This is a genomic window from Agromyces allii, from assembly GCF_009749385.1.
GTDB classification, from domain to species: Bacteria; Actinomycetota; Actinomycetes; order Actinomycetales; family Microbacteriaceae; genus Agromyces; species Agromyces allii.
Genome location: NZ_WBIN01000007.1, coordinates 1 through 13,351 on the forward strand (window position 1 = coordinate 1; position 13,351 = coordinate 13,351).

Consider the following 13,351-nt stretch of genomic DNA (forward strand, 5'->3'; position numbering starts at 1 on the left):
GCGCGGCCCCCACAGGACTACTGGCGCACGGTCAGGCTGGCCGTGTCCGTGCTCTTGGCCACGCCGGAGGACCCGTCGTATGCCGCCTGGATCTGGTAGGAGCCGACTGCGAGCTTCGGCAGGGTGACCACGACGTGACCGGACGCGTCGAGCGTCCCGGTGACCGTCGCGACCGTCGCGGTGCCCTTGCGCACCGTGACCGTGACACCGCCGACGGGGACGATGCCCGTCGTCGAGTCGACCTGGATCTCCGCCTTGGCGGCGACCGCGGGCTTGACCGGGTCGGGCGAGACGGAGACGTCGGTGATCGACTTCGTCTGCGCGACCGTGAGTCGAGCCGTGCCGGCGGAGGTCTTGAAGACCTCGTCGGCGAGGTAGCTCGCCCGGATCGTGTGGGTGCCCACTGCGAGGTCCGCCGGGAGGGTGATGGTCGCCTTCCCGTCGGCGTCGAGGGTGCCGCGACCGACTTCGGTCTCGCCGATGGTGAGCTTGACCTCACCGGACGGCACGCCGCCTTCGCCGGTCACCTGGACGGACACGGGGGTCTCGTCGCCGTACGACGCCCGCGAGGAGCCGAGCGTCACGAGCGTGCGGCTGTCGACCGTGGGCTCGTTCGGCGCGTCGAGGTCGACCTTGAAGCTGACCTGTCCGACCGTCGAGACGTTGCCGCCGGTGTCGGTCGCGCGGTACCGCAGGTCGTACGTGCCCTTCGTCTGGAAGGTCACCCCGTACTGCTGGTTCGCGGCCAGGGCGGTCCACGTGGAGCCTCCGTTGGTGGAGTACTGCACGCTCGCGAGCGCGCCGTTGTCGGCGGGCTGCACGGCGAACCGGACCGGCTCGTTGAACACGCCGCCGACACCCTTCGGGGTGCTCGGGGTGAGCGTGTGCGCGACCGTCGGCGCCTTGACGTCCGCCACGCCCGGGCCGACCATCTTGATCGAGTCCACGGCGAGTTCGTTCGCCGAGGTCACGAACAGCTGGCCGCTGCCGGTGGGAGCCGTGAAGTTGATCGACACGTCCTTCCAGCCGGCGCCGCCGGGGATGGTCGCCGACGCGAACGGTGCCGCGGTGGCGCTGCCCCATCGGAGGTCGACCTTGCCGGCGCCGTTGGCGCGAACGACCGCTCCGGTGATCCCCGAGAAGCTCACGGGGTCGTAGCGGAGGAAGTCGGTCACGCCGCCGTCGGTGCCGAGGCCCCGAATGGCGGTGCCGCCCGACGCGGTCTCGTCCTCGTAGACGACGACGCCCTTGCGCTGAGTGGCGTACTCGGCTTCCTGCGTACGCGGGTTGAGCCGGACCGAGGCCTCACCCGTCGCTGCCGGGAGCCCGTTGGCCCCGTTGTCCGAGTAGGTCACGACGACCGCACCGTAGAGGTTGGCGCCGGCGCCGTGCTCGGGCGAGTTGGGGTCGGTCTTCCAGGCGCCGGTCGCTCCGGTGCCCGTCACCTCGGGGTGGGCGTGCTCGTCGTGGCCGAGTCCGTAGGTCCACGCGACGCGGTTCGATGCGGTCTCGGTGCCGTCTTCGGCATCGGCGGTGGTCACCTTGTACGGGACCGCCTGACCCCAGTCGAAGAAGCCGCCGTTCTCGGGGTACTGCACGGTGACCGCCGGTGCCTGGTTGCCGACCGAGACGACCTTGCTGGTGAGGCTGAACTTGCCGCCGGCATCCGTCACGCGCAGTCGTGCCGTGTAGGCGCCGAGCTCGGTGTACGTGTGGGTCGCCGTGGCGCCCTCGTACTCGAACGTGCCGTCGCCGTTGACATCCCACGCGTAGGTGAGCGCGGAACCCTCGGGGTCGGTGCTCGTCGAGGCGTCGAACGCGACCTGCACGGGTGCGGTCGAGGACGAGCCAGGCGTCGCCGTGAAGCGCGCCTGCGGCGCCTTGTTGCCCTGGGCGTAGTCGATCCGGTACAGACCCGCGTCGGGGTTGGCTCGGAAGAAGCCGTCGCCGTAGTCGAGCACGTACATCGACCCGTCGGGGCCGAACTCGATGTCCATCGGGTTGTCGTGGATCGGCTGCGCGGCGGCGGTGAGCGCGGTGTTCGGCAGGAAGTCCTGGATGTGCGTCACCTCATCGGCGTCCCAGTCGACCGTGAAGGCCGCGATGTAGTCCTGCGAGAACTCGCCCATGAACGCCTTGCCGTCCCAGTACTCCGGGAACTTCGCGGTCGAGGGGTTGTCGGCGTCGTAGTGGTACACCGGTCCGCCCATCGGGCCCTGGCCGGAGCCGGTTCCGAAGTTGACGAGCTCGTCCCACGGCTGGTCGCCGGGGTTGTCGCCGTAGTACAGCGTTGCGGGGCGGGCCGCCGGGATGGCGGTCAGGCCGGTGTTCCAGCGCGAGTCGTTGACCAGGTTCGCCGGGTCGAAGAACGCACCGGGCGTCGAGGTCGCGTAGTCCCAGTCGTTGTAGGCGAAGTTGTCGCCGGTCACGTAGGGCCATCCGCCGTTGTGCGGGTCGTCGAGACTCGTGGTGTTCCACTCGACGAGGCCCATCGGGCCGCGACCGGCGGTCGAGGCGACCGCCTTCGTCGCGTCGGGGCCGTAGTCGCCCCACGAGAGCGAGTTCGTCTCGGGGTCGACCTCGATGCGGAACGGGTTGCGCACGCCCATGATGAAGATCTCGGGCTTCGTCTTCTCGGTTCCGGGCGCGAACAGGTTCCCCTCGGGGATCGTGTACGTGCCGTTCTCCTCGACGTGGATGCGCAGGATCTTGCCGCGAAGGTCGTTGGTGTTGCCTGCGCCGCGTCGTGCGTCGAAGCCCGGGTTCATGTTCGGTGCGTCGTTGTTGGGCGCGAAGCCGTTGGCGCCGGGCGTGCTGGCCGGCGTGTTGTCGCCGGTGCTCAGGTAGAGGTTGCCGTCGCCGTCGAAGTCGATGTCCGCACCGACGTGGCAGCACTGGCCGCGCTGCACGGGCACGTCGAGGATGACCTGCTCGCTCGCGAGGTCGAGGCCTTCACCGGTCCACTGGAAGCGGGCGAGGCGGTTGACGCCGACCCATTGGTTCCAGTAGCTCGAGTCCGCGCCGGCCGGCAGCGAGTTCGGGGCCGATCCGGTCGGCGTGTCGGCCACGCCGTCGCCGTTCGCGTCTCGGGGGGCGTAGACCAGGTAGACCCAGCCGTTCTCCTCGAAGTCGGGGTCGATCGCGACCGTCTGCAGTCCGTCCTCGGAGTTCGCGTAGACGGGCAGGGTGTTGGTCACCGTGGTGGTGCCGGACGCCGGGTCGGTCAGTCGCACTTCGCCGTTGCGGGCCGTGTGCAGCACGGTGCTGTCGGGCAGCACTGCCAGGTCGATCGGCTCGCCCACGTTCTTCGTGAGGAGGATCTTCTCGTAGTTTCCCCAGTTGAGCGCCTCGGTGGCGCCTCCCTCGGATCCGTGGTCGACACCGTCGTGCGCGAACGCCGGCGTGCCGGTGATCATCAGCGCTCCGGCGGTGAGCGCGATGACGGGGACCAGGAGTCCTCGTCTGCGCGAACGCCTGCGGGTAGAATTCATCGTTGAACAGCTCCTGTCGGTTCTTGCCAGTCAGGGTTGTCTCACCGGGTCATCACCGCCGCTTCGATCGGTTTCAGGTGGTGGCCCGGGTCACATGTCAGTCGGTGGCTCTCATGGCCACGGGTGCGTGCTTCGCTCCCCTTTCGCTCGTCGTCGAGTCGCGGTGTCGTTCCGGACTTCTTCGTCTCGTCACGGTGCCCCCTGGGTCCCGTCTCGCGCTTGCCGGTCGCACGCTCTCCGGCATCGCTCAGCCGTCATCCTGTCCGAAGTTTCGCCGTTGGTCAATCAAAAGATGAATGAATTACGGTCAAGATAGTTAACTCGGTGCGCAGGCTTGTCGAACCTGCGCGCGCACCTATAGGATCCTCCGCAACAGGACGTCGTGGTCTTCATCGACGCGTGCCGTCCGTTCCGAATCCATCGACGCGGGGCATCAGCCGCCGCATCCGAGCCCGAAGGAGAGCCCAGATGCTCCAAGGACTGACCGGCTGGCACCTCGTGATCGTCGTCGCGGTGATCCTGCTCCTGTTCGGCAGCACGAAGCTGCCCGCCCTCGCCCGCAGCCTCGGCCAGTCGGCCCGGGCGTTCAAGGGCGAGATGAAGGCCATGCGCGAAGACGACGAGGCGGATGCCGCGGCATCCGCCGGCGTCGCAACCGCGTCCGCGGCGCCGGCAGCCCCTGTCGGCCAGGTCGCACCGAACGCGGCCGCGCCCGCAGCGGTGGTGCCCGAACCGGCGCCCGGCCTCGCCGGCGTGCCGGCTTCCGCCGCGGCAACCCCCTCACCGACTCCGCAACCCGCGCCGTAGCCATGACCTTCGGGCTCACCTTCGAGAAGCTCCTCCTCATCGGCATCATCGCGGCCGTGCTGGTGGGCCCGACCCGGCTTCCCGCCTACGCGACCGCGCTCGCGGGATTCGTCAAGAAGGTGCGCGCCTTCGCGACGACCACGACGGCGCAGGTGCGCGACGAGCTCGGACCCGAGTTCTCCGACGAGGACTGGCGCGCACTCGATCCCCGCCGGTACGACCCGCGCAGCATCATGCGCGCGGCGCTGACCGACGACGCCGAGCCCGGCCGGCCCGCCGTCTCGGCGTCACGGCCGGGCCCGGGCGCCGCAGAGGCACCGAGTGCGTCAGACGCCGCGAGGCCGGAGCCCACCGAGCCCGAGGCTCCGGAGCACGACCCGGGCCTTGACCCCGCGTACGCCCCTCAGGCCGGCAGCGCGGGCGGCGTCACCGGGGGCGCCGGCGGCACCGCCGGGTAGAGCCGGCGCAACACGAGCCGCTGCCCGAGCGTCCACGTGACGGTCACGAGCAGGTAGATCGCGGCTGCGAGCGGCACGAACACCGCCACGACGGCGGTGACGAACTGCAGCAGGCCGAGCACGTTGGTCATGCCGGCGAGCCCGGGCAGCTGCGACGACGCGTTCGGCCCGCCCGCGGCATCCGTCGTTCCGAGCATCGATGAGGCGGATGCCGTGCCCGCCGCCGCGACCGGTCGGAACGCCCGCCGGGTGACCTCGCCGACCAGGGCGATGAGCAGCACGATCGCGCCGAACACGGCGATGGTGGCGGGCGTCGCGGTGCCGGCTGCGAGGGATCCGGCGAGGCTCGAGCCGAGCGGCACGCCGAAGAGCGTGTGCGTGAGCAGGTCGTTCGGGTGCCCGGCGATGACCGGCAGGATGAACAGCGCGTAGATCACGCCGACCACCGGGATCTGCACGAGCATCGGCAGGCAGCCGGCGAAGGGCGACGTGCCCTCCTCGGCGTAGAGCGCCATCATCTCGCGCTGCAGGCGTTCGGGGTTCGCCTTGTGCTTGCGCTGGAGCTCGGCGAGGCGTGGCGCGAGCCGGGCGCGCGTGCGCTCGGCCTTCGCCTGCGAGACGCCCACCGGAATGAGGGCGGCCCGCACGAGCAGGGTCACGAGCACGATCGCGAGCGCGGCGCTCGCACCGCCCGCGAACGGTTCGAGCAGGTCGGTGAGGCCCATGAGCAGCGCGTAGGCGACGTCGAGCACGGCGGCGATGGGCGGAAAGGCGTAGAGGTCCATGAGGTTCCTTGCGGTCGGAGCGGAGCGGGAGTCCGTCTGGCCGCGAGAGCGCAGGGTCGCCTCGTGCCGCGCGATCGCGGGGTGGTGGGGCGGATGTCGCTACGCGGCCTGCAAGGCGCGGCCCGGCGCCCTGGGGCGCGGGCGACCTGCCGCGTCGGGGTCGCTCTGCGCGATGAGGCGCCCCGGATCGACCGTCTGGCGGTGCCGCAGCGATGCGCTGCTGGCGTCGGCGCCGACGAGCGAGGGAACCGCCCGGTACGAGGTCACGATGACCGCGATCGCGGCGATCGAGAGTGCACCGATGACGATGGCCGTGAGGTGCGCGTCGCCCGCGAGCTGCGGTTCGAGCACGCCCTGGATCAGGCGCAGCAGGGCGACGACGTGGTCCACGTGCGCCTCCTCTGCGGTCGTGATCTGGCCTTCACGCTAGCACCGCGATGACGGCGCGGTGGCAGGGCGATGGCGGCACGTCCCTGCCGGGCGGACGGCGAGGGGCGGATGCCGGTTCGCACCGGCATCCGCCCCTCGTGGTCGTGTGGAGCTCGAGCTCGGGAACTCAGGCCTTCCTGTTGCGCGTGATGAGCCCGTAGATGAGCAGCACGATGATCGAGCCCGCGATCGCGAGGAGCCAGGTGCTCCACGACCAGAACTCGTTGAGGCCGACGTTGAAGATGAGGCTGCCGAGCCAACCGCCGAGGAACGCCCCGACGACGCCGAGCAGCAGCGTGATGAACCAGCCGCCGCCCTGCTTGCCGGGGAGGATCAGTTTGGCGATGGCACCTGCGATGAGGCCGAGGATCAGAAATGCGAAGAAACCCATGATGTGCTCCTTACTTCCGTTGTTCCTCAACCAACCACTCGGCGCGCCCGCGCGCAAGGGCCTCGACGGGTCAGATGTCGTCGCCCCAGCCGGTCGACTCCCCCGCGGCCGAGACCGTCTGCGGGACGCCCCACGGGTTGGCCGTCTGCAGGGGTCCGGGCAGCAGCGCCTCGGGGGCGCCCTGGTAGGCGACCGGGCGCAGGAAGCGCGTGATCGCGGCCGTGCCGACCGAGGTCGACGAGTCGTTCGTGGTCGCGGGCCACGGTCCGCCGTGCTGCATGGCCGGCGTCACCGCCACGCCCGTCGGCCAGCCGCCGAACAGTACGCGGCCGGCGTGCTCGGTGAGCACGCGCACGAGCGCGCGGAGCTCGGCGCCGCCTTCACCGGTCGCGGCGTGCACCGTCGCCGTGAGGTTGCCGTCGAGCAGGGTCGGCACGAGGGCCGCGAGGTCGGTGCCCGGCTCGACCTCGACGAGCACCGAGAGCGGGCCGAAGGACTCCTCGAGGATCTCGTCGCGCCCCGCCGCGAGGTCGTCGAGCGAGACCGCGACGATCGTCGGCGTGACCCAGCCCTGCCCGGCGCCGTCGAGCTCGACGCGGCCCTCGGCCACCGGGCGCACGCCCGCGGCGGCCAGCACGGCCTCGCGGCGCTCGACGTAGCCCGCGGCGATGCGCGGGTTCAGCAGCCGGTGCGGGGCGACGGATGCCGCGGCATCCGAGATGCCCTGCTCGAGCCCGTGACCGGCGGGCACGAAGACGAATCCGGGCTTGGTGCAGAGCTGGCCCGCCGAGCCGCTGACGCTCGTGACGAAGCCCGAGACGATCTCGTCGGCGCGCTCGTCGAGCGCGGCCTGCGTGACGAACACGGGGTTGAGGCTGCCGAGCTCGCCGAAGAACGGGATCGGCACCGGGCGCGCGGCCGCGATGCCCGCCAGGAACTGGCCCGCCGGGATCGAGCCGGTGAACGCCCCGGCCTTCACGCGCGGGTCCTTGAGGATCTCGACGCCCTCCTCCTGGTCGGTGACGACCTGGAACACGCCGTCTGGCATGCCGGCAGCGGCGAGCGCGTCGGCGACGATCGCGGCCGTGCGCCGGGTGAGCTCGGGGTGGCCGGGGTGGCCCTTCAGGATCACGGGGCAGCCTGCGGCGAGCGCCGACGCGGTGTCGCCGCCCGCGACCGAGAACGCGAACGGGAAGTTCGACGCGGCGAAGTTCACGACCGGGCCGAGCGGCACGAGGTAGCGGCGCACGTCGGGGCGCGGGCCGAGCGCGAACCCGGGGTCGGCCGCGTCGATGCGCACGTCGAGGTACGCGCCCGAGGCGACCGTCTCGGCGAACAGGCGCAGCTGCACGGCCGTGCGGCGCAGCTCGCCGCGCAGGCGTGCCTCGGCGAGGCCCGTCTCGGCCATGCCGACCTCGACGAGCGCGTCGGCGTTCGCCTCGAGCGCGTCGGCCACCGCGACCAGGGCCCTCGCCCGGTCGCGCGGGTTCGTGTCGGCGAAGGGCTGCGCGGCGGCGGCCGCGTTCGCCGCGATGGTCTCGAGCTCGGGGGTCATCTGGTTCTCCTGCGTGGTGCGGTTTCGGTGCGTGCAGTGCAGTGCGGTTCGGTGCGTGCGGTGCGGTTCGGGCGGTTCGCGGGTCGACGCCGACGGATCGTGGGTCAGAACTGGAAGCCGGTCGGGAACGGGTCGCTCGGATCCAGCATGTACTGCGCCGTGCCCGTGACCCAAGCCCGGCCGGTGATCGTCGGCACGACGGCGGGGCGCCCGTCGACCTCGGTCTCGGCGATGAGGCGGCCGACGAACCGGCTGCCGATGAACGACTCGTTGACGAAGTCGGTGTCGAGCGCGAGCTCGCCACGGGCCCAGAGCTCGGCCATGCGCGCCGAGGTGCCCGTGCCGCACGGCGAGCGGTCGAACCAGCCGGGGTGGATGGCCATGGCGTGGCGCGACAGCGCGGCATCCGACCCGGGGGCGATGAACTCGACGTGGTGGCAGTGGTCGACGCCGTCGATGAACGGATGCCGCGGCGGCGCGCTCTCGTTGATGGCCGCCATGATCGCGAGGCCGGCCGTGACGATCTCCTGCTGGCGGGTGCGGTCGAACGGGAGCCCGACCGCGTCGAGGTCGACCATGGCGTAGAAGTTGCCGCCGAAGGCCATCGAGTACGGGATGGTGCCGTAGCCCGGCACCGCGATGCTCGTGTCGAGCGCCTCGACGTAGCTCGGCACGTTCTCGATCGTGACCGAGTCGGCGTGGCCGTCGCTCACCGCGACCCGCGCGATCACGAGCCCGGCCGGGGTGTCGAGCCGGATCTCGGTGACCGGCTCGACGACCTCGACCATGCCCGTCTCGACGAGCACGGTCGCGACGCCGATCGTGCCGTGCCCGCACATGGGCAGGCACCCGCTGACCTCGATGTAGACGACGCCCCAGTCGCAGTCGGGCCGGGTCGGGGGCTGCAGGATCGCACCGCTCATCGCGGCGTGCCCGCGCGGCTCGTTCATGAGGAACAGCCGCAGGTCGTCGAGGTGCTCCATGAAATGGAGTCGCTTCTCGTTCATCGTCGCGCCGGGGATGACCCCGACGCCGCCGGTCACGACCCGCGTGGGCATGCCCTCGGTGTGCGAGTCGACCGCCGAGATGACCCGGTTCGTTCTCATGCGTGCTCCTCCAGCCTGGTTCGGTGCGGGGCGTGGGGGGCCGGGGGGGGGGGCCCCCCCCCCCCCCGGGGGGGGGGGGGGGGGGGCTGCCCGGGGGTGGGCGGGCCCCCCCCGCTCCCCCCCGGGTGCTTCCTCTGGGGGGCCCCCCCCCCGGGGGGGGGGGGGGGGGGGGGGGCCGCGCGGGCGCGCCCCCACGGCTCAGCGGCTCGCGATGTGGTCGAGCGCCTTCTGCGTGTCGCGGCGCACCTGTGCCTCGTGCTCGGCCGAGAGCGGACCGCGCGGGGGACGCGTCGGTCCACCGTAGCTCTGGCCGGCGATGTCGATCGACAGCTTGATGGCCTGCACGAACTCGGTCTTCGAGTCCCAGCGGAACACGGGCACGAGCTGCGTGTAGAGCTCGCGCGCCTCGTCGATGCGACCGGCCGTGACGAGGTCGTAGATCTCGACGGCCTCCTTCGGGAACGCGTTGGGGTAGCCGGCGAACCAGCCGGTCGCGCCCACGACGAGCGACTCGAAGAGCAGGTCGTCGGCACCCGCGATGACGTCGATGTCGCAGAGCTCCTTGATCTCGAGCACGCGGCGGATGTCGGCCGTGAACTCCTTGATCGCGACGACGTTCTCGAGCTGGGCGAGCTCGGCGACGAGGTCGGGCACAAGGTCGACCTTCGTGTCGAACGGGTTGTTGTAGAGCATGATCGGCAGGCCGACCTCGTTCAGGCGCGTGTAGTGCTCGACGACCTCGCTGCGGCTCGCGCGGTAGATCGTCGGCGGCAGCGCGAGCACGCCGTCGGCGCCGTCGGCCTTGGCGTACTCGGCCCACTGCACGGCCTGGTGCCAGCCGACGCCGTGCACGCCCGCGACCACGAGGCCTCGTCCGGCGACGGTCTCGACGGCGACCTGGATCACCTTGCGGCGCTCGGCGTCGGTGAGGCTCGAGTACTCGCCGAGCGATCCGTTCGGGCCGACGCCGCGGCATCCGTTCTCGATGAGGAAGTCGCAGTGCGCGGCGAACCGGTCGTAGTCGACGGCGAGGCCGGCCGGTGCCGAGGCGTCTGCCTTGAAGGCGAGCGTGGTCGCGACGACGACGCCGCCGAGGTCGAACTTCTGGGTGGTCATGGGTGTCCCTTCTCGGACGGTCGGTGCGTGATGGTGTGCGGGTCTACGGGGCCACCGGGATCTCCGGGGGCGCGACCGGCCAGTTCGCCGATGCGCAGCGGCGAGGCGATGGGCCGACGATCGGTGGTGGCGGATGTCGAGGGTGAGCCGTCTACGGTGAGCGCCCCGGGTGCGCCGCCCGCGCCGATCAGCTCCTCGACCGTGCGTCCGCAGACGCGCCCCTGGCAGATGCCGAGGCCGGCGCGGGTCGTGAGCTTCATGGAGCGGAGGCCGCTCGCGCAGGTCGCCTCGCGGGTCTCGCGGAGGCGCCCGTACGGCACCTCCTCGCAGCGGCACACGATGGTGTCGTCCTCGAGCCACGAGGTCCAGCCGGGGCGGATGCCGTGCGCGGCCTCGATGCGGGCGGCGAAGCCCGTGAACGTGCGACGGGCGCCGATGGCGGCGGCGAGGTCCGCGTCACGGGTGGAACCGCCCGCGGCGACGTGGCCGGCGATCTCGCCCTCGGCGAGCGCCGCGTCGACGCCGCCGATGCCCGTGATCTCGCCGGCGGCGTACACGCCGGGCACACTCGTGGCCTGGCCCTCGTCGATGCGCACGAACCGCTCGGGCGTGAGCTCGCAGCCCGCGGCGATCGGCAGCTCGAGCCTCGGCGTGAACCCGTGGCTGACGCACACGGCGTCGGCCACGACGCGGCGCTCGGTTCCGGGGATCGACCGCCAGTCGGCGTCGACCTCGGCGATCGTGACGGCCTCGACGCGGTCGGTGCCGTGCGCGGCGACGACCGCGCGACCCGTGACGTACGGGATGCGGTGGCGCAGGTGGCTGCCGACGTACCCCGCGAGCTCGCCGCCCTTCTTCGCGGCGCCGACGAGCTGCCACGGCTTCGGCAGCCAGCCCCTGACGAGCGCGGCCGCACGGCTCGCCTCGTAGACGCCGAGCACCTTCGCCCCGGTGGCTGCGACCGACGCGGCGACCGGCAGCAGGAACGGTCCGGCGCCCGCGATCACGACGCGCTCACCCAGGGCCACCCGCTCGCCCTTCGCGAACGCCTGCGCGGCGCCGGCCGTGAAGACGCCCGGCAGGTCCCATCCGGGGAACGGCAGCGTGCGGTCGTGCGCGCCGGTCGCGAGCACGAGGGCGTCGGGGCGGAACGTGCGGCCACGTCGGGCGGTGCCGTCGGGCAGGCCCACGAGCACGTGCACGGCGACGGGGGCGGGCGCGGCCGCGGCCGCGGCATCCGTTCGCTCGCCGTCTGCACCGGGCGCCGCATCGGGCGTCGCGCCCGGCGCCGCACCGAACTGCTCGATGGCCCAGACCTGTGCGCCGAGCACGATCTCGCAGCCCGGGTCGCGGTCGAGCTCGGCGTGCAGCGCCGTGTAGGTCGACCAGCCGTGGTGCAGCGCGCGCTCGTTCGCCGAGGGGCGCGCGGCCGGCAGGTGGCGCCAGTACTGGCCGCCCGTGGCGTCGGCCGAGTCGAGGAGGATCACGGATGCCCCGCGCTCGCGTGCGGCCTTCGCGGCGGCGAGCCCGGCTGGGCCCGCGCCGACGACGAGCACGGTGCGGCCGGCGGATGATGCGGATGCGGCGCCGGGGCTCATCGCGCCGCCTCGGGGAGCTCGTCGTGCTGCGTCTCGACGACGTCGCCGTCGCTCGCCCGCCGTTGGCACGCGCGCACGTCGCGTTCGCCGTTGACCGTCACGATGCAGTCGAAGCACACGCCGATGCCGCAGAAGAGTCCACGCGGCCGGCCCTCGGCCGACGTCGTGCGCCACGCCAGTCGCCCGCGCGCGAGCACGACCCCCGCGATGCTCTGACCCTCGACACCGGCGATGGGCTCGCCGTCGACGGAGATGCCGATGGCCGTCTCGTCGCGGCGGCGGATCGGGTCGTGCCGCGAGGGCATCATGCGCGCGGCCATCAGGCGGCCTCCCCCTCTGGCTCGGCCGTTTCGCCGACGAGGTGCGGCGCGAGTGATGCGCGGTCGAGGCCGAACGGCGCGGGGTCGAGCGGGGGCGTCGTGCCGAGCATCGCGGCGACGATGAGGTCAGCCGTCGCGAGCGAGAGCCCGATGCCCGCGCCCTCGTGTCCGCTCGCGTGCCAGAGGCCCGGCGCCCGGTGGTCCTCGCCGATGACGGGCAGGTGGTCGGGCATGAAGGGGCGGAACCCGCCGTAGGTGCGCATGACCGATGCCTCGGCGAGGAACGGGAACAGACGCAGCGCCTTGCCCGCGACCTCGCGGATCACGTCGACGCGCAGGCGCTCGTCGAACCCGACCTGCTCGCGGCTGGAGCCGAGCAGCACCGTGCCGGCGGCGGTCGACTCGACGACGCTCGAGGTCTGGAGCGCGGCATCCGACGACTGGGTCGCGCCGAAGTAGTCGCCGTCGTAGACCTTGTGGAAGACGCGGTGCGGCATGCGCGTCGTGACGAGCACCATGCCGCGGCGGGGCTTCACGGGCAGGTGCACGCCCATGGCGCCGGCGACCTCGCCCGACCACGGGCCGGCGGCGATGAGCACGGCGTCGGCGCGCACGTCGCCCTCGGAGGTCGTGACGCCCGTGATGCGGCCGGTCGCCTCTCGCGTCGCGCCCGTCACGGTGACGCCCGTGCGTACGACCGCCCCGTTGCCTCGGGCCGAGGCGAGCAGCGCCTCGGTCGCGATGACGGGCTGCACCTGCGCGTCGTCGGGGTAGTGCACGGCGGCGGTGATCGCGGGATTCAGCCAGGGTTCGAGCGCGAGCGCGTCGGCGACGGACACCGGGCGGGCGTCGACGCCGGCCTCGCGCTGCGTGGCGGCGAAGGCCAGCAACGGCGCGGCACCGGCATCCGTCGTCGCGACGACCAGGCCGCCCTTGCGCTCGTACTCGAGTGGCGGGAACGCCGGGCCGAGTTCATCTGCCAGCTCGGCGACGAGGTTCGGCCAGAGCGAGGCGGCGTAGACCGCGAGGTCGAGTTCGGCGCCGGGACCCTTGTCGGAGACGAGCAGGTTGCCCTCGCCCTTCGCGCTGGTTCCGGATGCCGCGGCCCCGCGTTCGAGCACCGTGACGCGCACCCCGGCCATCGCGAGCGCCCTGGCGCAGGCCGCGCCGACGATGCCGGCGCCCACGATGACGACATCTGTGATCACGGGCGCTCCTCTCGTCGACGACTGGCGGTCAACAGTAATATGTCACATACCCACTGCGAGCACAACGGGTCGGTCCCCGGCGCCGCG

12 protein-coding genes are annotated in these 13,351 nt (G+C 72.3%); 2 read left to right on the forward strand and 10 right to left on the reverse strand.

Annotation, left to right across the window (positions count from 1 at the left end; all coding sequences use genetic code 11):
* Positions 1–17: 17 nt before the first annotated feature.
* Positions 18–3,416, reverse strand: a complete 3,399-nt coding sequence (locus tag GQR16_RS09780) for a PQQ-dependent sugar dehydrogenase (protein WP_211373481.1) — start codon at positions 3,414–3,416, stop codon at positions 18–20.
* 543 nt (positions 3,417–3,959) lie between these two features.
* Between GQR16_RS09780 and tatA the strand changes: the two genes are divergently transcribed.
* Both tatA and GQR16_RS09790 read left to right on the forward strand, forming a co-directional pair.
* Positions 3,960–4,298 carry a Sec-independent protein translocase subunit TatA gene (tatA, locus tag GQR16_RS09785; RefSeq protein ID WP_157414965.1) on the forward strand — a complete coding sequence of 113 codons (339 nt, stop codon included), beginning with the start codon at positions 3,960–3,962 and terminating at the stop codon, positions 4,296–4,298.
* A 2-nt stretch (positions 4,299–4,300) separates the two neighbouring features.
* Entirely contained in the window at positions 4,301–4,756 is a 456-nt protein-coding gene (locus GQR16_RS09790) for a twin-arginine translocase TatA/TatE family subunit (protein WP_211373482.1), read from the forward strand.
* Here GQR16_RS09790 and GQR16_RS09795 read toward each other — a convergent pair.
* The 9 genes from GQR16_RS09795 to GQR16_RS09835 form a co-directional block, all read right to left on the reverse strand.
* Positions 4,702–5,541 (reverse strand): YidC/Oxa1 family membrane protein insertase, encoded by an 840-nt coding sequence (locus tag GQR16_RS09795; RefSeq protein WP_157414966.1) that lies wholly within the window; start codon positions 5,539–5,541, stop codon positions 4,702–4,704. The genes GQR16_RS09790 and GQR16_RS09795 overlap by 55 nt on opposite strands.
* A gap of 99 nt (positions 5,542–5,640) precedes the next feature.
* A complete protein-coding gene (locus GQR16_RS09800; RefSeq protein ID WP_157414967.1) occupies positions 5,641–5,931 on the reverse strand; it encodes a DUF6412 domain-containing protein in 291 nt (96 codons plus the stop codon).
* Between the two features lie 166 nt (positions 5,932–6,097).
* Entirely contained in the window at positions 6,098–6,361 is a 264-nt protein-coding gene (locus GQR16_RS09805; RefSeq protein WP_157414968.1) for a GlsB/YeaQ/YmgE family stress response membrane protein, read from the reverse strand.
* A gap of 70 nt (positions 6,362–6,431) precedes the next feature.
* Positions 6,432–7,916 carry an aldehyde dehydrogenase (NADP(+)) gene (locus GQR16_RS09810; protein ID WP_157414969.1) on the reverse strand — a complete coding sequence of 495 codons (1,485 nt, stop codon included), beginning with the start codon at positions 7,914–7,916 and terminating at the stop codon, positions 6,432–6,434.
* Between the two features lie 104 nt (positions 7,917–8,020).
* Positions 8,021–9,022 (reverse strand): proline racemase family protein, encoded by a 1,002-nt coding sequence (locus GQR16_RS09815; RefSeq protein ID WP_157414970.1) that lies wholly within the window; start codon positions 9,020–9,022, stop codon positions 8,021–8,023.
* Positions 9,023–9,220: 198 nt separating this feature from the next.
* On the reverse strand, positions 9,221–10,138 hold the full coding sequence (locus GQR16_RS09820; RefSeq protein WP_157414971.1) for a dihydrodipicolinate synthase family protein: 918 nt from the start codon (positions 10,136–10,138) through the stop codon (positions 9,221–9,223).
* A complete protein-coding gene (locus GQR16_RS09825; protein WP_157414972.1) occupies positions 10,135–11,736 on the reverse strand; it encodes an NAD(P)/FAD-dependent oxidoreductase in 1,602 nt (533 codons plus the stop codon). Before GQR16_RS09825 ends, GQR16_RS09820 begins: the two co-directional genes overlap by 4 nt.
* Positions 11,733–12,056, reverse strand: a complete 324-nt coding sequence (locus tag GQR16_RS09830; RefSeq protein ID WP_157414973.1) for a (2Fe-2S)-binding protein — start codon at positions 12,054–12,056, stop codon at positions 11,733–11,735. Before GQR16_RS09830 ends, GQR16_RS09825 begins: the two co-directional genes overlap by 4 nt.
* Entirely contained in the window at positions 12,056–13,264 is a 1,209-nt protein-coding gene (locus GQR16_RS09835) for an NAD(P)/FAD-dependent oxidoreductase (protein WP_157414974.1), read from the reverse strand. Before GQR16_RS09835 ends, GQR16_RS09830 begins: the two co-directional genes overlap by 1 nt.
* Between the last annotated feature and the right edge of the window lie 87 nt (positions 13,265–13,351).